The sequence below is a fragment of the Lysobacter sp. A286 genome (assembly GCF_054052105.1).
In genome coordinates this window covers 15,644-34,649 of sequence record NZ_JBSVRJ010000001.1, presented here as the reverse complement: position 1 = coordinate 34,649, position 19,006 = coordinate 15,644, and the positions used below count along the sequence as shown (strand labels likewise).

The 19,006-nt window shown below is 66.1% G+C and carries 20 protein-coding genes and 1 pseudogene; 2 read left to right on the top strand and 19 right to left on the bottom strand.

What is annotated here, in order from left to right:
- The 3 genes and pseudogenes from mreD to ACW7G0_RS00165 all read right to left on the bottom strand — a co-directional run bounded on the left by mreD (position 1) and on the right by ACW7G0_RS00165 (position 2,530).
- Positions 1-486 (bottom strand): rod shape-determining protein MreD, encoded by a 486-nt coding sequence (gene mreD / locus ACW7G0_RS00175; protein WP_456962543.1) that lies wholly within the window; start codon positions 484-486, stop codon positions 1-3.
- A 14-nt stretch (positions 487-500) separates the two neighbouring features.
- Positions 501-1,445: pseudogene (gene mreC, locus ACW7G0_RS00170) on the bottom strand (rod shape-determining protein MreC); the annotation flags it as partial.
- Positions 1,446-1,483: 38 nt separating this feature from the next.
- Positions 1,484-2,530, bottom strand: coding sequence for a rod shape-determining protein (locus tag ACW7G0_RS00165; protein WP_456978152.1), 1,047 nt, complete (start codon positions 2,528-2,530; stop codon positions 1,484-1,486).
- Between the two features lie 260 nt (positions 2,531-2,790).
- On the opposite strand from ACW7G0_RS00165, the gene ACW7G0_RS00160 reads away from it, so the two are divergent.
- Positions 2,791-3,723, top strand: a complete 933-nt coding sequence (locus ACW7G0_RS00160; protein ID WP_456986865.1) for a carbohydrate kinase family protein — start codon at positions 2,791-2,793, stop codon at positions 3,721-3,723.
- Between the two features lie 30 nt (positions 3,724-3,753).
- Here the strand turns inward: ACW7G0_RS00160 and ACW7G0_RS00155 are convergent, their stop codons facing one another.
- The 3 genes from ACW7G0_RS00155 to ubiE form a co-directional block, all read right to left on the bottom strand.
- The gene (locus tag ACW7G0_RS00155; protein WP_456986864.1) at positions 3,754-4,476 is read right to left on the bottom strand and encodes a hypothetical protein; all 723 of its coding nucleotides are present in this window, start codon (positions 4,474-4,476) and stop codon (positions 3,754-3,756) included.
- A gap of 134 nt (positions 4,477-4,610) precedes the next feature.
- Positions 4,611-6,560, bottom strand: a complete 1,950-nt coding sequence (locus ACW7G0_RS00150; RefSeq protein ID WP_456986862.1) for a M1 family metallopeptidase — start codon at positions 6,558-6,560, stop codon at positions 4,611-4,613.
- Positions 6,561-6,633: 73 nt separating this feature from the next.
- The gene (ubiE, locus tag ACW7G0_RS00145) at positions 6,634-7,428 is read right to left on the bottom strand and encodes a bifunctional demethylmenaquinone methyltransferase/2-methoxy-6-polyprenyl-1,4-benzoquinol methylase UbiE (RefSeq protein ID WP_456986861.1); all 795 of its coding nucleotides are present in this window, start codon (positions 7,426-7,428) and stop codon (positions 6,634-6,636) included.
- 166 nt (positions 7,429-7,594) lie between these two features.
- Here ubiE and ACW7G0_RS00140 point away from each other — a divergent pair, with 166 nt between their 5' ends.
- Complete coding sequence (locus ACW7G0_RS00140; RefSeq protein ID WP_456986860.1) at positions 7,595-8,050, top strand: nucleoside deaminase; 456 nt, start codon at positions 7,595-7,597, stop codon at positions 8,048-8,050.
- Between the two features lie 99 nt (positions 8,051-8,149).
- Here the strand turns inward: ACW7G0_RS00140 and ACW7G0_RS00135 are convergent, their stop codons facing one another.
- The 13 genes from ACW7G0_RS00135 to ACW7G0_RS00075 all read right to left on the bottom strand — a co-directional run bounded on the left by ACW7G0_RS00135 (position 8,150) and on the right by ACW7G0_RS00075 (position 18,914).
- Positions 8,150-9,424 (bottom strand): APC family permease, encoded by a 1,275-nt coding sequence (locus tag ACW7G0_RS00135; protein WP_456986859.1) that lies wholly within the window; start codon positions 9,422-9,424, stop codon positions 8,150-8,152.
- Between the two features lie 300 nt (positions 9,425-9,724).
- Entirely contained in the window at positions 9,725-10,624 is a 900-nt protein-coding gene (locus tag ACW7G0_RS00130; protein WP_456986858.1) for a pirin family protein, read from the bottom strand.
- Positions 10,625-10,696: 72 nt separating this feature from the next.
- A complete protein-coding gene (locus ACW7G0_RS00125) occupies positions 10,697-11,269 on the bottom strand; it encodes an NADPH-dependent FMN reductase (RefSeq protein WP_456986857.1) in 573 nt (190 codons plus the stop codon).
- Positions 11,270-11,349: 80 nt separating this feature from the next.
- Positions 11,350-11,994, bottom strand: coding sequence for a hypothetical protein (locus ACW7G0_RS00120; RefSeq protein ID WP_456986856.1), 645 nt, complete (start codon positions 11,992-11,994; stop codon positions 11,350-11,352).
- Positions 11,991-12,497: an RNA polymerase sigma factor gene (locus ACW7G0_RS00115; RefSeq protein ID WP_456986855.1), complete on the bottom strand. Its 507-nt coding sequence runs from the start codon at positions 12,495-12,497 to the stop codon at positions 11,991-11,993. The genes ACW7G0_RS00120 and ACW7G0_RS00115 overlap by 4 nt, the downstream gene beginning before the upstream one ends.
- Positions 12,490-13,209, bottom strand: coding sequence for a hypothetical protein (locus ACW7G0_RS00110; protein WP_456986853.1), 720 nt, complete (start codon positions 13,207-13,209; stop codon positions 12,490-12,492). The genes ACW7G0_RS00115 and ACW7G0_RS00110 overlap by 8 nt, the downstream gene beginning before the upstream one ends.
- Before the next feature lie 135 nt (positions 13,210-13,344).
- The gene (hslU, locus tag ACW7G0_RS00105; RefSeq protein ID WP_456986852.1) at positions 13,345-14,730 is read right to left on the bottom strand and encodes an ATP-dependent protease ATPase subunit HslU; all 1,386 of its coding nucleotides are present in this window, start codon (positions 14,728-14,730) and stop codon (positions 13,345-13,347) included.
- A gap of 2 nt (positions 14,731-14,732) precedes the next feature.
- Positions 14,733-15,284: an ATP-dependent protease subunit HslV gene (gene hslV / locus ACW7G0_RS00100; protein ID WP_456978132.1), complete on the bottom strand. Its 552-nt coding sequence runs from the start codon at positions 15,282-15,284 to the stop codon at positions 14,733-14,735.
- Positions 15,285-15,415: 131 nt separating this feature from the next.
- Entirely contained in the window at positions 15,416-16,297 is an 882-nt protein-coding gene (gene xerC, locus ACW7G0_RS00095) for a tyrosine recombinase XerC (protein ID WP_456986850.1), read from the bottom strand.
- A gap of 312 nt (positions 16,298-16,609) precedes the next feature.
- Entirely contained in the window at positions 16,610-17,284 is a 675-nt protein-coding gene (locus ACW7G0_RS00090) for a DUF484 family protein (protein WP_456986849.1), read from the bottom strand.
- Positions 17,281-18,147 (bottom strand): diaminopimelate epimerase, encoded by an 867-nt coding sequence (gene dapF, locus ACW7G0_RS00085; protein ID WP_456986847.1) that lies wholly within the window; start codon positions 18,145-18,147, stop codon positions 17,281-17,283. The genes ACW7G0_RS00090 and dapF overlap by 4 nt, the downstream gene beginning before the upstream one ends.
- Complete coding sequence (gene lptM / locus ACW7G0_RS00080) at positions 18,140-18,436, bottom strand: LPS translocon maturation chaperone LptM (RefSeq protein ID WP_456986846.1); 297 nt, start codon at positions 18,434-18,436, stop codon at positions 18,140-18,142. Before lptM ends, dapF begins: the two co-directional genes overlap by 8 nt.
- A 37-nt stretch (positions 18,437-18,473) precedes the next feature.
- Positions 18,474-18,914: a YbaN family protein gene (locus tag ACW7G0_RS00075; protein ID WP_456986845.1), complete on the bottom strand. Its 441-nt coding sequence runs from the start codon at positions 18,912-18,914 to the stop codon at positions 18,474-18,476.
- Positions 18,915-19,006: the final 92 nt, after the last annotated feature.

The window sequence follows — 19,006 nt, the reverse complement described above, 5'->3', positions numbered from 1 at the left end:
CTAGCTCCTGCGCCAACTGCCCAGGCGCAGCGCGTCCAGCAGCAGGAACACCGGACCCCACAACAGCATCCCGGTCAACGAGGCGAGCCAGAACATCATCGGCAATGGCTGGATGCCGAGCGCTACGTGGATGCCGGCGGCAACCACACGGTCGTTCAGCAACAACCCGCCAATCGCCAACGCTTGCTGCCACAGCGGGAAGAACCGTATCCGGGCGCGGAAGCGTTGCAGGATGAACGCAATCACCACCAAACGCAGTGCGTGCTCGCCCAGCAGGCTGCCAAAGCTGATATCGGCCAGCAGCCCTACGATAAAGGCAAAGCCCAGCCCCAGCCGCTCGGGGTCTTCGATGACCCAGTAGGCGACCACCAGCGCCAGCCAGAAGGGTCGTAGCGGCAGCAGCGAAGGCGGCAAGGGGAGCAGGCCGGCCAGCAGACCGGCCACCACGCTCACCGGCAGCAACCAGGCCGGACGCGAGCGCCTCATGGCAGCACCTGCGCAGGTGTTTCAGAAGGCGCGGGCGCGCCTGCCGCGTCCGTCGCGTCGGTCGAATCGCTGTTGTCAGTCACCGGGGTGTCGGTCATCGGGGTGTCGGTCACTGGTGCCGGCACCAGGCGCAACAGCAGTACGTCGCGCCCGCGATCAAGTTGGGCCGCCGGTCGTATCTCACCCAGCAGGAATGCACGGCTGTGATCCGGGTGCAGGGAGATAATGGTTCCCACCGGAAAACCTGCCGGAAACCGCCCGCCCAGTCCGGAGGTCACCAGTTGGTCACCGACCCGGATATCGCTGGACAGGGGAATGCTCGGTACCCGCAGCAAGTCACTGCGGCCATCACCGTAGGCCACCAGCCGCACGCCGTTACGCGCCACCGCCACCGGCACCGCATGGGACGGATCGGTCAGCAGCAACACGGTCGAATGGATCGGCGTGACGGCGATGACCTGCCCCACCAGGCCGCCGGCGTCGATCACGCTCTGGCCAACGTGGATGCCGTCGTTGCTGCCAGCATCGAGCACCAGCCGCTGCCGGGTCGGGTCCAGGTCGACGTCCAGTATTGGCGCCAGCTGCACATCCAGGCTCCCACTATCGGCCGCATCAAGCAGGCCACGCAGGCGATGGTTGTCGGATGCGAGCGTCTGCAGACGCGCGATGCGGGCGCTGTTGACCAGCAGTTGATTGCGCAGACGCTGGTTCTCCGCGCCCAACTGGGCCAGCGTGCCGGCGTCGTCGTATAGCTTCCTGACCATCCGCCCCGGCCAGCCGGCCACGGCCCACAACGGCTGAGCCAACCCCGACGCCTGGTAGCGCGCCTGGTGCAGCCAGCCGCCACGGTGGTCCAGCACGATCAACGCCACCGCCAGGGTCAGATACGCCAGCAACCACAGCGTGCCGGCGACTTCACCAGGACGGTTGGGGGTGGTGGGGCTGGCGTAGGAAGGCACTGATGCTTAATCGGGAACCGTCTTGCTCGTGGGCGGGGTTAATCGGGTGCGAAGAACTCGTTGCCGTGCATGTCGACCAACTCCAGGGCCCGGCCACCACCGCGGGCGACACAGGTCAGTGGATCATCGGCGACCTGCACGTGCAGGCCGGTTTCCTCGCTGACCATGCGGTCGAAGCCGGCCAGCAACGCGCCACCGCCGGTCAGCACGATGCCGCGTTCGGCGACATCCGCACCCAACTCCGGCGGGGTCTGCTCCAGCGCCAGCTTGATCGCGGTGACGATGCCGGCCAGCGGCTCGCGCAGCGCGTCGAGCACCTCGTTGGAGGTGATGGTGATCATCTTCGGCACACCCTCGGCCAGGTTGCGGCCGGTGATCTCCATGCTGGCGTTCTCTTCCTGCGGGTACGCGCAGCCCAGGGTTTCCTTGACCCGCTCGGCGGTCGCCTCGCCGATCAAGGTGCCGTAGGTGCGGCGCACGTAGGCGATAATCGACTCGTCGAAACGGTCACCACCAATGCGTACCGACGCCGCGTAGACGACGCCGTTGAGTGCGATCACCGCGACCTCGGTGGTGCCGCCGCCGATATCCACCACCATCGAGCCGCGCGCCTCGGTCACCGGCATGCCGGCGCCAATCGCCGCCGCCATCGGCTCCTCGATCAGGTACACCTCGCGCGCGCCGGCCTCCTCGGCCGACTCCTTGATTGCGCGGCGCTCGACCTGGGTCGAACCGCACGGCACGCACACCAGCACCCGCGGGCTGGGCCGCAGGAAGCGCGACTTGTGCACCTTGCGGATGAAATGCTTGAGCATTTCCTCGGTGTAGGTGAAATCGGCGATGACACCGTCTTTCATCGGCCGGATCGTGGTGATGTGGCCAGGCGTGCGGCCCAGCATCATCTTGGCCTCGGTACCCACTGCCACCACGGTGCGGTTACCGCCAACGATCCGGTCCTGGCGCACCGCGACCACCGATGGTTCGTTGAGGACGATGCCCTGCCCACGTACGTAGATCAGGGTGTTGGCCGTGCCCAGATCGATGGACAGGTCGTTGGAGAACATGCCACGAAACTTCTTGAACATCGTCGATTGGGCCGTGAAATGGGGTGCCGGGGCGGTCGGCTAGCGTAGCAACCGCCCCCTTGCCGGGCAAGGAGAAATGGCGCTCTCCGGCGCTTTGTACCCGTTTTGGTCATTCCGGCCACCGCCGGTGGCTCGTTTGACTGGTCGACGGCCGTAGCAGCCGCTACGCTAGCGGCCGGCGTGGCCTCCGTCGGGCCCGCCAACCCCCATTTGCATCCTGTCTGGCCACGACGGCCGGCAATTTCGGAGTGTGATTATCGATGTCTGCCCTGATCTGCGGCTCGCTGGCCTACGACACCATCATGGTGTTCCCCGACCAGTTCAAGAACCACATCCTGCCGGACAAGGTGCACATCCTGAACGTCTCGTTCCTGGTGCCGCGGATGCGCCGCGAGTTCGGTGGTTGCGCCGGCAACATCGCCTACAACCTCAAGCTGCTTGGCGGCGACCCGATCCCGATGGCCACCGTCGGCCAGGATTTCGGGCCCTATCGCGGCTGGTTCGAGCAGCAGCAGATCCGGCTTGACCAGGTCAAGGTGATCGACGAGCTGTTCACCCCGCAGGCATTCATCACCACCGACCTGGACAACAACCAGATCACCGCGTTCCATCCCGGCGCGATGATGCGCTCGCACGAGAACCACGTGCGCGACGTGGCCGGTGTGACCATCGGCATCGTCAGTCCCGATGGCTACGACGGCATGATCCAGAACGCGCGGGAGTTTGCCGAGGGCGGCATCCCCTTCATCTTCGACCCCGGCCAGGCGATGCCGCTGTTCAACGGCGAGGAGTTGCGCAATTTCATCGGGCTGGCTGACTACGTCACCGTCAACGACTACGAATCCAACCTGTTGCAGGAACGCACCGGCTGGAGCGAGCAGCAGATCGCCAGCAAGGTGAAGGCCTACATCGTCACCCGTGGGCCGAAGGGCGCGGTGATCCACGCCGATGGCGCCAGCCTGGACATCCCACCCGCGCATGAGCGCCGCATCACCGACCCGACCGGCTGTGGCGACGCGTTCCGCGCCGGGCTGATCTTCGGCATCCAGAAGAACTGCGATTGGGAGACCATCGGCCGGATCGGCAACCTGATGGGCGCACTCAAGGTCGAGCATCCCGGCACCCAGAACCAGCGATTCGACGCGACCGGGTTCGCCGGGCAGTTCCGCCAGCAATTCGGCTACGCGTTCTGATCGAGTACGCCCTGATCGAGCACGTGCCGGTCAGTTCCAGTCCGGCAGCCGGGCCCGATCCAGGCCGCCGACTTCGAACACGGCAGTCCGCGTTCCGCCGACCTTGGCCGGGAATTCGATCGAGATCACTTCGGCAGTTTTCGCCAGCTTCCACAGCGCGGCCTCGTCTTCGATGAACATCGCAATCGCGTCATCGGTGTCGGGCCGGCTGGCGGCCATACGCCGCGGCTCGTCATCATCGACCGTCACTGTGACCCGACAACCGCCGTAGCAATCGAAATCACCCGCCTCCAGCACCATATAGCTGCTGTCGCCCCACTCGGGATGGTCGCGGAAGATCAGTCGCACCGGCCGTGCCGTCGCCCCATCGGTCTCGACGTTGTCCTTGGCATAGATGGCCGCTGATAGTTGCTGTTTGGCGCCGACCGGCTGGCTCTGGTAAGCCCACAGCGCTTCGGTGCGTCGTGCCTCGCGTGCCGCATGCGCCTTCTCCGCCGCCTCGGCATGCTGGGCCTCGATCCGCGCCGCCGCCGCGCTATCGGGATACTCGGCAAACAGCACGTCGCCATGGGCCTTGGCCAGATCCCAGTTGCCGGCGACGAACTGCTCGTCGAACTGCGCCGCCATGGCTTCGGCTTGCTGCTCTGCCGCGGCGGCTTGCTGGGCGCGCACGGCTTCCGGATCAGGCGCGGGCTGGCACGCCGACAGCGCGATGGCCGCTGCCAGCAACAACGCCGATGTGATCTTGCTCATTGCGCGACTCCTTGGTGTTCATTGGGGCCAGATTGCCGTAAGCCGCCGCCACCTGGCCAGTGGTCCGGACGGCCCAGACAACACGACCGCCTCGGAGGCGGTCGTGTTGTTCTTGATGGACTATGCAGCGCGCATCAATCGACCGGCGTCTCCACCGTGTCATCGCCCTTGGCTTCGGCAATCACCGCATCCACCGAGCCGGTGGTGATCGGGTGGTAGCCGGGCCGCGCCTCGGCCAGAATCTGTTCGGCCATCGCCAGGCCTTCGGGCGTTTTCACCAGCGCCGCGTAGGTCGGCATGATCAGCTTGCGGCGGCCGACCCGGGCCAGGAACTCGGCAATCGCCTCATTGGCTTCCGGATAGCCGCTACGCACGGTCAACGGATACCAGCGCATCGCGATCTCGCCGTTGGCGGTGCCGGTGAACTCGTAGGCCTCGTCCAGCGCCACCAGTTGCTCGTGGTCCAGCGTTTCCGGCAGGCCCTCGATGAAGTGCAGCCATTCCTGGGTGCTCCACTTTGCGGTCACGTCGGTGGCCGGCAGCTCGCCGCTGTCCAGCCAGGCCTTGCGTGCCTCGTCCACGGCGTCGAACTGCGGCGACTCGGTCACCGGCGCCGACTCGGGAATGCCCTGACCGTAGATCCACTCGTCCAGCTCGGCCTCGGTGACCTTGCCCGGATGCTTGGCCAGCAGATTGTCCTTGGCGTACTGGATGAAGGTGGTGGTCGGGATCGACTGGAACGCGAAGTGGTCGAAGTACCCGCGCAGGAACGGATCGAAGTCCTCGCGGCCGAAGCGGTGCTCCAGGAACATCATGAACCACGCGCCCTTGTCGTACGCCACGGCGGTCAGCGTATCGCCGGCCTTGACGTGCACGTCGGGACGGATCGCCAGTGACTGCGCCTGCGGCTCCATGTCGCCGATGGTCTTGCGCAACTCGTTCTGCGCGATCGCCGCCTCCATGTTGGCGAAGTCCTTGCCGTACAACGACTCGATGATGCGGTTCTCGACGTAGCTGGTGATGCCCTCGTTCATCCACTGGTCTTTCGGGCTGGAGAAGGTGACCAGGTTGCCGGCCCAGCTGTGGGCCAGCTCATGCGCGATCAGCGACACCAGCGACTTGTCGCCGACGATCACGGTCGGGGTGGCGAAGGTCAGGCGCGGGTTTTCCATGCCGCCATACGGGAACGACGGCGGCAGCACGAGGATGTCGTAACGGCCCCAGCGGTACGGGCCATACAGCGCCTCGGTCGCCTCGATCATCTTCTCGGTATCGGCGAACTCGGCCGTGGCCTTGTCGACCATCGCCGGCTCGGCCCACACGCCGCTGCGCTCGGAGATCGGCTTGAACGCCAGGTCACCGGCGGCGATCGCGAGCAGGTAGGACGGGATCGCCTGCGGCATCGCGAACGTGTAGTCGCCGTCACGCGTGGCGTCGGGATCGTTGTCGGCGCTCATCAGCACCATCACGTCCTCCGGGCTGGTCACGTGCGCGGTGTAGGTGAAACGCACCCGCGGCGTGTCCTGCAGCGGCACCCAGGAGCGCGCGTGGATCTGCTGCGACTGGCTGAACATGAACGGCTGCTCGCCGCCCTCGGTCATCGCCGGGGTCAGCCACTGCAGGCCCGAAGCCTGCGGCGCGGTGTGATAGGTGACGCGGATGCGCTCGCTGCGATCCGGGGCCTGGATGGTCAGCTTGCTGCCCAGGCGCTTGTCGGCGTCGGCCAGTTCGTACTTCAGGTCAACCCATTTGTCGTCACTGCGCTCACCGACCACTTTCTCGATGGTCAGGTCGCGGGTATCGAGCACCAGCTCGGTCGCGTCCGGATCCACCCAGTCCAGCTGGTAGGTCGCGCTGCCGCTGATCTGCTTGTCGTTGAAGTCGACATCCAGGTCCAGCGCGAGATCCTTGATCCGGACCTTGTCGGGCTCGGCATAGGACAACGAGTCGTACTCGGCACCCGGCGCGGTCACCGCGTCGGCATCGGGTGGGGCGGCGGTATCGGCGGCCGGCGCGGCATCGCGCGAGCAACCAGCCACTACCACGGCGGCAGCAAAACACAGGGTCAGGATCGAGGAACGCATTGGCGGGCCCACGGTTACAAATAAGTCCCCGAGTGTAGCGTCGACCGATAGCCGGTGCGAAGTGCCGTCCCGGCTAGACCTTGTAGCCGGTATGGATGGCGACGATGCCCGCCGACAGGTTGCGGTAGTCGCATCGCGCAAAACCGGCCGCGGCCATCATCGCCTTCAGCTCGTCCTGCGGCGGGTGCTTGCGGATGCTCTCGGCCAGGTACTGGTAACTGTCCGCATCGTTGGCAAACAGCTTACCCAGCCGCGGCAGCACCTTGAACGAGTGGAAGTCGTAGATCGGCTTGAACCAATCGAACTTCACTTCCGAGAACTCCAGCACCCGCGCTTGCCCGCCGACCTTCAGCACCCGGTGCATCTCGGCCAGCGCCGCGTCCTTGTTGGTGACGTTGCGCAGGCCGAACGCGATCGTGACCAGGTCGAAACTGGCATCGGGAAACGGCAGCTTCTCGGCGTTCATCTGCACGTATTCGAAACCGGCGACCTTGCCCTTGTCGGTCATGCGGTCGCGGCCGACGCGCAGCATCTCGCCGTTGATGTCGCCCAGCACGATCGAACCGGCATCGCCGACGCGATCCTTCAGCAGCAGCGCGATATCGCCGGTGCCGCCGGCCAGGTCGAGCACCCGGTCGCCGCGCCGCACCTGCGCGGTGGCAACGAAGTAGCGCTTCCAGACCCGGTGGATGCCCATCGACATCAGGTCGTTCATCAAGTCGTAGTTGCCGGCGACCGAGGAAAACACCTCCCCGACCAGCTTCTGCTTGTCCCCGGTGGGGACGTCGCGGAAACCGAAGTGGGTGGTGCCGGGAGCGCTGTCTGAAGGCGTCGCGGAGCCTGGGTCGTGCGGGGTCGGATCGTTCATGCGCCGATTATCGCACCGGCCCGCCGGCAGTGTCGCCGGCCACCCAATACCGGCGCCACGACGCCCGCAGCCCTGCACGGGCGCGCACTCACTTCAGCCGACCGTCCTCGACATCCGGCGCCACCACGACGACGATCAGCCCATCCACTCCTTACGGCCCATCCGAATGATCGCCACCCCCGACTACCACGCCCTGCTCGCCACCGCCGTCGCCGAAGCCCGCCAGGGACTGGCCGAAGGCGGCATCCCGATCGGCGCCGCGCTGTACCACGCCGACGGGCGCCTGCTCGGCTGCGGCCACAACCGCCGCGTGCAGGAGAACGACCCCTCGATCCACGGCGAGACCGACGCCTTCCGCAAGGCCGGCCGCCAGCGCAGCTACCGCGACACCATCATGGTCACCACCCTCGCCCCGTGCTGGTACTGCAGCGGCCTGGTGCGGCAGTTCAACATCGGCACCGTGGTGGTCGGCGAATCGGAAACGTTCAGCGGCGGCATCGACTGGCTGCGCGAAGCCGGCGTCAAGGTCATCGACCTCGCCGACCGGGAATGCATCGAGATGATGCAGGGGTATATCGCGGAGAATCCGGAGGTGTGGAATGAGGATATTGGGGAGGAGTGATTATTGAATGGCTGCTTCCGGCCAAAAGCGATTGTTGGGAAGTGAACCTGACCCCGTTTTCGCACAGCGAGCCGCCTCCTTGTCGCTAGCGGCATCTACCTACGGTGCCGGTGCTCGTTGGCCCCACACCAGAAATATGAGTACACCCGTCAGCAGCACCGCGGCACCCGCGAGTACGGATGGCACAGGCAGCGTAAAGGACAGTGTCACGCATCCGGCCAAGCCGACTGCCGCGATCCACCGTGGCCAACGGCGCTCGGAGGGCTTCAACGTCAGCGCCGATGCATTGGTCACCGCGTAGTAGGTCAGCACTGTGAACGCGCTGAAGCCGATGGCCGATCGCAGGTCGACGAACACCACGGCGGTGGCCACCAGCAAGCCGACGCCGAGCTCGGCTCGGTGCGGCACGCGATAACGCGGGTGCACCGCGGCGAAGAAGTGCGGCAGATCACGGTTGGCGGCCATCGAGAACGTGGTGCGGCTGACGCCGACCACCAGCGACAGCAACACACCAAGCGAGGCGACCGTCGCGCCGATCCGCACCACCGGCGACCAGGCTGCCCGGCCGCCGGCTTCGACCATCGTGACCAGGGGCGCCGTGGCGCGAGCGAGCGTTTCGACATCGACTGCAAGCACAGCGGTGATTGCGACCGCGGCATAGACCAGCAACGTGATGCCGAGCGCGACCGGGATCGCCCGCGGAATTGTGCGCACAGGATCGACCACCTCCTCACCCAGCGTGGCCAAACGCGCGTAACCGGCAAAGGCGAAGAACCACAGACCGGCGGCCTGCAGCACACCGTACGGTCCGGTTCCGGTCAGGGGCAGCAGACGGTCGGCTCGAACCTGCCCGCCGGATAACGAGGCAGCCACGACGATTCCCAGCGAGATCAGGACCACCACCACGATCGCACGCGTCAGCAGCGCCGTCTTCTGAATGCCGAAATAGTTCACCGCCGTCATCATCAACACAGCCGACACCGCCAGAGGCCGCATCCATTGCGGCGCGGCATAGCTGGCGAACGTAAGCGCCATCGCCGCACAACTGGCCAGTTTGCCGACCACGAAACCCCAGCCGGCCAGAAAGCCCCACAGGTCGCCGAGCCGTTTGCGGCCGTAGACGTAGGCCCCGCCTGATTCTGGATAGAGCGCAGCCAGCTGCGCCGACGACAGGGCATTGCAGTAGGCCACTAGTGCCGCGATCACCAGTGCCACCAGCAGGCCGGTGCCGGCGGCTTCTGCCGCCGGTCCGACCACGGCGAATACACCGGCACCGATCATCGCTCCCAGCCCGATCACGATCGCATCAAGCATGTGGAGCTTTCGAGCCAATCGGGTCGGCTCAGCGGGCGTGGTCTGAGTTGGCTTCGTCATCTATCGGCGGCTCCAGCTACATCAGTAGTGCCGGGCTGTCGGCAGGGTCAGGAAGCTTCGTGCGAAAAACAGCGGCGGGCAGCGACCTGCAGCGGATGGCCTCGGGGCTTGAGTGGGGATCGACAGAGCTGCATTGGAGGCGAACGCGGATAGTACCCGGGAGGCTAGCAGCTCAGCGTTGAGTTGGATCTCAGCGGTTGACTAGCGCGACCGATGTCCGCTTCGGGTCGGGAGCGGCCACTTAACGAACGTCGGCTCCCGGCAAGAAGCCGTCACCAGCCACGCGCGGCGGCCTCTTGCTCATGACATCGGTTCGGGTTCACGCGCCTCGCCGATCTTCGGCGGCAGCGGGATGAACTCATCTTTGTCGAGGTCGGGCAGTTTCATGCGCCCGGCTTTCCAGTCCTCACGCGCCTGGTCGATACGCTCCTTCGACGACGACACGAAGTTCCAGTCGATATAGCGCGGCCCCACCGGCTCGCCGCCCAGGGCCATGACCACGGCGTCGTCGAGGGCGGCGATGGTGACGGCCTTGCCGGGGGTGAGCACCGCCATGGCGCCGGGCTCGATCCGCTGGCCGTCCACTTCAACCTCGCCTCTGGCGACGTAGACCGCTCGCTCGGGATATTCGGCGGGCAGCGACACGCGCGAGCCCGCACGCAGCTGCCAGTGCACGTAGAACTGGGGTGAGTCGATCCGAACCGGCGACACCACCCCGGCAAGTCGGCCCGCGATCAGGCGCCCGACCACGCCCTCGCCGTCGAACACCGGCAGCGCGTCGCTGGCGTAATGCCAGAAGCCCGGGTCCATCTCCTCGCGCTCGTCCGGCAGCGCCACCCAGGCCTGGATGCCATCGATCGGCCCGCCCTCACGGCGCAGTCGCTCGAAGCGTTCGGAGTGGGTGATACCGCTGCCGGCGGTCATCCAGTTGACCTCGCCCGGGCGCACCGCCTGCTCCGAGCCGACGCTGTCGCGGTGCATGATCTCGCCGTCGAACAGGTAGGTGATGGTTGACAGGCCGATGTGCGGATGCGGGCGCACGTCGGCCTCACGCGGCAGTCCCGGCGGCAGGTCTTTCGGGCCCATGCGGTCGAAGAAAATGTAGGGACCGACCATGCGGCGCTTCGCGAACGGCAGTACGCGGCCGACCTCGAAGCTGCCGAGGTCGCGGCGGCGCTGCTGGATGACGAGTTCGATCATCGAAAGACTCCGGTCTGGGACCGCACAGGTCCGCGATGGCCCAACTATCGCACCGACTGCACGCAGACGGCCTCAGGCACCGCGCGGCAACACCGTCAGGACATGCGCGATGTGTTCGTGGAACGCCTTGAGGTAGTCGCCAAGGAACTCCGCCGTCGACGCGTCGGCGATCTCGCCGGCATCGTTGATCATTCCATCCTTGAACTGGATGTAGGCCTCGGGCGAGTTCATCTGCGGCGAGTTGAGGAAGCCCAGGATGCTGCGCAGATGCTGCTGGCACACCGCGGTGCCGATCGCGCCGGGCGAGGTGCCGATCACGCCCGACGGGATCTTGGCAAAGGAGTTGGTGCCCCACGGCCGACTGGCCCAGTCGATGGCGTTTTTGAGTCCGCCGGGGATGGAGCGGTTGTACTCCGGCGTCACGATCAGGATCGCGTCGGAGCCCTCGATCGCCTGCTTGAACTTGCGGCCCGGCTCGGGATAGTCGGCGTCGTAGTCGTAACTGTAGATCGGCAGGTCCCTGTAGGAGATCTCCTCAAACTTGAGTTGGTCCGGCGCCAGCTTGATCAACGCGCTGGCGAGCTTCCGGTTGATCGACTCTGTGGCGATGCTGCCAATCAGATATCCCACCTTGTAGGTTTTCATCATCTGCTCCTGGGTCAAAGGTCAACCTCGCGAGGATGACCTTGTGCGGTTAAGGGAGCATGAAACCGACAGACAAGTCGTCAATCAGCATCGAGCGCCTCCTGCAAGGCTTGCAGCCGCTGTAGTCGCTTCCTGCCGCGACCGCACCACCACCATGCAAACGTGGCGAAGCCCAGCATGACCGGGGCGTTGACCAGCAACGACGCCATCGCCTGTCGCAATAACATGCCAGAACCGCCGTCGTCGGCAGGCACCACCAAACCCTGCATCAACACGCCGAACAGCACGCACCAGAGCGCGACCGCCAGCCAGACGTTGACTCGCCAGTAGAGCAGCGAGGTCCTGATACGGTCGCGCTCCAACGCAAGCAACGCGCGCACGTCCAGGCCGCTGTCGCGGACCTGGCGCCGACGAATCCACAGCGACCAGCCTTGGACGCCGAGCAGACCTGCGATCACCACCAACGATCCGGTCGGCGAGAGCAGCGGTCGTTCCAGCAGCAACGTCGCCCAGACACACATGCCGATTACAACGGTCGTCAGCAGCACTTCCGCGCCCATCATCCAGCGCAGGCGGCGCCCCCGCCGCGCTACCGCCCGGCGCAGTCCCTCGACATCGATCTTCGCCGTCGCCTGCGCGCGCCAATCGGCAGCCAGGGCGTTCCATCCGTCGCTCGCCGGGGCGGTCGCACCGGATCCGTCGCGGCTGTCGGCACCGGTATTCATGCACTGTCTCCCAGCCACTCGGCCAGTTGTTTGCGGGCGCGACTGAGGCGCTGGGCCACGGTATTTTCCTCCAGCCCAAGCGACTGGCCGATCTCACGTTGCGAGAAGCCCTCCAATGCCAACACGACGACCTGCCGCTGGCCCAGCGCAAGTCGTCGCACTGCGGCCAGAAGGGTGTCGCGGCGTTGCTGCATTTCAGTGTGTTGCTGGGGGTTGGCGGCCGGGTCGGGATGGTGTTCGTCGAGCTCGTTCTCGTTCAACCGGCAATACTTGCCCAGGTGATCCACCGCGCGGTTGTGCGCGACCCTGGCCGCGAACGTGCGCAGTGATGCCTCGCCGCGCCAGCGCGGCAGTGCCCGCCACAATGCCAAGCTGATTTCCTGCAGCAGGTCCTCACGGCGCGCGGGTTCGAACTCATAGCTGGCGGCGATGCGCGACAGCATTGGGCCGTGCTGACGGAGCACCTCGTCGATATCGGTCGCCGCCGACGCGGAGTCAATCAAGTTGGGGACGGTCGAATACATCGCGATAGCTCGTGTAGCCGACCAACGTGGCAAAGGGCAGCAGGACCAGCAACAGCAGTGGTAGCCACAGAACTGCACCGATCAGCGCAGCCACCAGCAAGGTTAGCAGCGCCACCGGTCGCCAGTAACGGACAACGCAGCGCAAACTTTCACCCAACGCCCGGCCGACCCCAATGCCATCGAGCAACACCCGCGGCATCAGGAACATCAGCAGCGCTGACGGGAGCGTTCCCGACGCAAAGATGCAACCGAGTTCAGCGCGGTCGAAATGCAGGTTGGCGATGTCGCCCGCGGCCAGCGCGAGTGACTGATCGACGCCACCCAATGTTGCTGCGACCAGCAACTGGAAGGCGAACACTGCCGCCGACAGCAGCGCCACCCACAGCAGCGGCGCCAGCCGCGACAGCCACACTCCGCTTGCCGCCGAGGGCGCAAAGTGTCCGCCCCGCGCCTTGTGATGTATCAACGCGAGCACCCAGGCGCTGGCCAATGGTGTCAGCAACTTGGACGCCACGATGCCGACGCCCGGCGCCAACTGGATCAGCGCTTCCACCGCAATGGGCAGCAACGACAGCAGGAACATCCGGACCGGCGCGCGGCGGAACAGACGCCAGGCGTCGGCTAGCCAAGTCGACAGGATCCGAAATGCGGGGCGGGTGTGGGCAGCTGCGAACGGGACAGTGGCATCCATGTGGCGTTTCCGTTTGGGTCTGGATGGTTAGTCGCCCGCCGCTCGGAAAACCTGACAGCTCAAACTGGCTTGGCCCCATCAGCCAGAAAATCGCCAACACCCCGGTACCGGCACCGCCTCGCAAAAACAGGCCAACTAAAGGATGTAACGACTCAAATCCGGGTCCTGCACCAGCTCGCCCAGGTGCTCGTCGACATACGCGCTGTCGATGGTGATGGCCTGGCCATCGCGGTCGGGAGCTTCGTAGCTGAGGGTGTCGAGCAGGCGTTCGAGCACGGTGTGCAGGCGGCGGGCACCGATGTTTTCCTGGCGGTCGTTGACGGTCGCGGCGATCTCGGCGATGCGCTCCACCGCATCGTCGGTGAACACGACGCTGACGCCTTCGGTCTTCATCAACTCAACGTACTGGACGGTCAGCGCAGCCTTGGGTTCGGTCAGGATGCGGATGAAGTCGGCCTTGGTCAGCGCCGACAATTCGACCCGGATCGGGAACCGGCCCTGCAGCTCGGGGATCAGGTCCGACGGCTTGGCCATGTGGAACGCGCCGGAAGCGATGAACAGGATGTGGTCGGTCTTCACCGAGCCGTACTTGGTGCTGACCGTGGAGCCTTCCACCAGCGGCAGCAGGTCGCGCTGCACGCCTTCGCGGGAGACGTCACCGCCGCCGACGTTCTCGCCGCGCTTGGCGACCTTGTCGATCTCGTCGATGAACACGATGCCGTGCTGCTCGCAGGCCTCGATCGCGGCCTCGCGGATTTCGTCCTCATTGACCAGCTTGCCGGCCTCTTCCTCGATCAGCTGCGGACGGGCGGCCTTGATGGGCAGGGTTTTCTTGTTGGTCTTGCCGCCCGACACCTGCGAGAACATCTGCCGCAGTTGCTGGCCCATCTCCTCCATGCCCGGCGGGGCCAGGATGTCGACGCCGACATTCATCGCGGTCGCGGTCTCGATGTCGATCTCGCGCTCGTCCAGCTCACCCGCACGCAGCTGGCGACGCAGCTTGATCCGGGTCTCCGATTCCTGCGCCGACGGCTCGCTGGCGGCGACCTGCGGATCGAAGCCGATGCCGCCACCCAGGCCCTTGGTGCGCTTGGGCAACAGGGCGTCCAGGATGCGATCCTCGGCGCGTTCTTCGGCCTTGGTGCGGACCTTGTGCTTGGCCTGCTCGCGATACAGCTTGACCGCGGTATCGGCGAGGTCACGGATGATCTGCTCGACATCCTTGCCGACGTAGCCGACCTCGGTGAAGCGGGTCGCCTCGACCTTCACGAACGGCGCGTTGGCCAGCGTCGCCAGCCGCCGCGCGATCTCGGTCTTGCCGACACCGGTGGGGCCGATCATCAGGATGTTCTTGGGCATGACCTCGTTGCGCAGCTCCTCGTCGAGCTGGCTGCGGCGCCAGCGGTTGCGCAGCGCGATGGCAACCGCACGCTTGGCGTCCTGCTGGCCGACGATGTGGGTGTCCAGCGCCTGCACGATCTCGCGCGGGGTCATGGTGGCGTTGGTGTTGTCCAGTTTCATGCTCACAGTTCCTCCACCACGACGTTGCGGTTGGTGTAGATGCACACGCCGCCTGCGATGTTGATCGCCTCGACCGCGATTGTCCTGGCATCCATTTCGGTATGCGCCATCAGCGCGCGCGCGGCCGACAACGCGTACATGCCACCGGAGCCGATGGCGACGATGCCGTCGTCCGGCTCGATGACGTCACCGGTGCCGCTGATGACCAGCGAGGCCTCCTTGTCGGCGACCGTCAGCAGCGCTTCGAGCTTGCCGAAGCGGCGTTCGGTGCGCCAATCCTTGGCCATCTCGACGGCGGCGCGGGTCAGCTGGCCGTGTTTCTCCAGCTTTGCCTCGAACACTTCGAACAAGGTGAACGCATCGGCAGCGGCGCCGGCGAAACCGGCAATGACCTGGCCGTCCCGGCCAAGGCGTCGGACCTTGCGGGCGTTGGATTTCATCACCGTGTTGCCAAGCGTCACCTGGCCGTCGCCGGCAATCGCGACGCGACCGTTGCGGCGCACCGAGATGATGGTGGTGGCGTGGAACACGTTGGGGTTCTGGCTGGGGTCCATACAGGCCTCCGTGGGTGTCAACCAGAGGTGGGGATGGGTCCGGCGGGAGGCAAGGGTGAAGGGGGGCAGTCCGGCGTATTACGGCCTCCGGCCTAATACGCCCTACCCGGCTATTGCACCCTACGGCTCAATCACGGTTTTCGCTTGGCGCGGGGGTGGGCGGAATCGTAAACCTTGGCCAGATGCTGGAAGTCCAGGTGGGTGTAGATCTGGGTGGTGGCGATGTCGGCGTGGCCGAGCAGTTCCTGCACGCCGCGCAGGTCTCCGGAGGACTCCAGGATGTGGCTGGCGAAACTGTGCCGCAGCATGTGCGGGTGGACGCGCTTGAACACGCCCTGGCGCTGCGCCAGCTGCCGCAACCGGTATTGCACCGCGCGCGGGGTGATCGGCCCGTTGCGTCCGGGAAACACCGGGCTGTCACGGCCGGCACCGGTGGAGCCGTGCCATTCAGCCAGCGCCGCACGGGCGTAGGAGCCCAATGGCACGCTGCGCTGCTTGCTGCCCTTGCCCAGCACGGTGACCAGTCCGTCCGCCAGGTCGAGGTCACGCCAGCGCAACGCGCACAACTCGCTCAGGCGCAGACCGGAGGAGTAGAACAACTCCAGCATGGCGCGGTCGCGCAGTCCCAGCGGCACGTCGGTCGGCACTTCGACCAGAACTTTTACCTCGTCGGCATCCAGCACTTCGGGCAGTTTCCGTGGCGCCTTCGGTGCGCGGATCGCGGCGGCGGGGTTGGCGTCGACACGGCCGTGCTTGAGCAGCCAGGCGTAGAAGCTCCGGCACGCCGACAAGCGGCGCTGCAGGCTTTTGGGCGACAGGCCACGGCGATGCTCGGCGGCGATGAAGCCGCGCAACGGCTCGGTGCGCAGATCCAACACCGCCAGTGCCTGCGCGTCCGCCCATTGCGACAATGCAGTCAGATCGCGCCGGTAGGCATCCAGGGTGTGCGGCGACATCCGCCGTTCAACCGCCAGATGGGACAGGAAGTCCTCGACTGGAGAGGTTATGGGCACGGAGCGAAGGTCACTGGATCCCCGCCTTCGCGGGGATGACGGTGGGTGGTGGGATGACGGGGGGTAGCCGGATGACGGTGGGTAGCCACTTCGTCAATGAAACGTCGACGCGGCGTCCTGTCGGGGGTTTGCGGAAAGCAGGCCATGGATGGCCTGCGGCGGCGAGTCAGGCCATGGATGGCCTGACCGAGCCGAGTAGCAAACCCCCGGCAGGGCGCCGCCCCTACCGGAGCCGAGAGACCGCTCTGGCTGTCGCGGTTGCGGTTGCGGTTGCGGTTGCTGTCGCAGTCGCGGTCGGTGTCGCTGTCGTGGCTAGCGCGCATACCTCGCCAGCGCCGTTTCCAGCGCCTCGCCCATCATTCGCAGGAACAAAGTACCCATCCCCGGAAAGAACCGGTTCGGGTCGCGGCTGCCCACGGCTATCAGGCCCAGGTTGGGCAGCGGCAACAGCGCGGTGGAATGCACCTCTTCGGCCTGCATCCCGTACAGCAACGCGTGTTTGTCCGGCTGCAGCCGCCCGCACAACGGCTCGCCATCGTCCAGGCAATCGCGGAACGCTTGCAGACGGGCGTCATCGCGCGGCACCACTTGCAGCCACTCGTCCTCGTCCAGCCCCTCAACGGGCTCGAACAACACCAGTCGCACCAGATCGCCGTTGAAGTCCTCGGCCAGGCTGGCGGCCATCGCGCGCACCGTGTCGGCGGCGGTGTCCTGACGCATCAGCGCCAACGCCAACTGGTGGGTGCGCACTGCCAGCCGCTCGTTCTCCTGCGCATTGCCAAACAGCTCACGCAGCCGCTTGGACAGCTCGCGGTTCTTGTCGCGCAGGACCTCCAACTGGTAACTGGCCAACGATGCGGCCGAGCCTTCCTCGCGCGGCACCACCAGGGTCAGCGACAAGTCGGGGAACTGCTGCAGGAAAGTGGGATGACGACGCAGCCAAGCGGCAACATCGTGGGCACCCAGTTTCTCGGTGGTCTCGCTCATGCGGTCCATTCTCCTTCGAATACAAATTTTGCCGGCCCGGCCAACTGCATCGGCGCATCATTGTCCGGCCAGGTAACGCGCAGCTCGCCACCAGGAAGAACCACCCGGACGTCACGATCGACCCGGCCCCGGCGAACCAGGATCGCCACCGCAGCACAGGCGCCGCTGCCACACGCCAGGGTCTCGCCGACGCCGCGCTCATACACGCGCAGGCGGATATGGTCGCGCGCGACCACCTGGACAAAGCCGACGTTGACCGACTCCGGGAACGCGGCGCTGTGTTGCAGGTTGCGACCCATGGCCTCAAGCGGCGCGTCGTCGATCTGCTCGACCTCGATCAAGGCATGCGGATTGCCCAGCGACACCGCGCCCACTTCGATGATCGAGCCGCGCACCGGCAGCACGTAGGCATCGCGCGCCGCATTGAAGCCGTGCAACGGGATCCGGACCGGATCGAATTGCGGCACTCCCATTGCGACCCGGAAGCCGCCGTCGTCCAACTGCTCGGCCACGTGCGTGCCGGCCGGACTGTCCATCGCGAAGTCGGCACTCGCCGACGCCGCGCCGTCACGCACCAGCCAGGCCGCGATGCAGCGCGCGCCGTTACCGCATTGCTGCGATCCCGAGCCATCGGCATTCCAGATCCGGTAGCTGGCGGCCGAGCCCGGTTCGCGGGCCGGCTCGACGGTCAGAACCTGATCGCAGCCGACACCCGTGTGCCGGTCGGCCAATGCGCGACACAACGACCGGCTGGGCGCGGGGACTTTGCCACGCAGGTCCAACACGACAAAATCATTGCCGGCGCCGTGCATCTTGCTGAAACGCAAGGCCGGCACCGCCACCGATGTCGCCGGCTCAGCCATTCCCGTCGTCGTTGGCGGCGTCGGCGTCGGCGTCGGCGTCGGTTGATTCGGTGTCGGTGTCGGGAACCGTGGCCGGGTCGATCGGCACCGGATCGACGGGCATGTCATCCACTGGCGAGCCAACGTCCACCGGCGGGGTATCGGTCTGCAGCGGTTCGGCATCGGTCTCCGCAGGCTCGACCGGAACCGCATCGGGCATCACCAGCGGGCCCTTGTTGCCACAGCCGCTCAGCACCAACAGCGACACCGTCAGCGCGCCAGCAAGCCACATCATTTTTTGTGTGTTCATCGGCGCAGTGTAGCGGTGGCGGCCGTGGCTGCGAAGCTCATCGGATTGGCGGTTCAGGCCGCAACCACAACCAACCCGCCACCAGCGCCATGACCCCGGTGCCGGTGCCGGCCATCCACCACTGCGGCGCGGTCAGGAACATCACCACCGCACACACCGCCATCGACAGGCTCGCCCACCATTTCGCCCGGCGCGCGACCGTCCCGCCGCGTTGCCAGTCAACGATCATGGGCCCGAACAGGGCATGGGCCAGCAGCCAGCGGTGCAGGCGGGCAGACCCACGGGCGGCCGCATAGGCCGAAAGCAGCACAAACGGGACGGTCGGCAGGCCGGGCACGACCACCCCGACCAGACCCAGGCCGAGGCTGAGGTAGGCGACCAGCCACCAGGCCCAACGCAGCCGGCTGGCTACCGGGGCGGGAGGGGCGAGCAGGACTGTCGGGGCGGGTGGGCCCGGGATTGGCGCACGGTCAGGCATGGCCCATTGTCGGCGAATCGACACTCCGGTGCCGATCCTCGACCCCAACCTTCGTCCCGGGCCCTCGACCCACTGGCGTAACCCACGCCAGC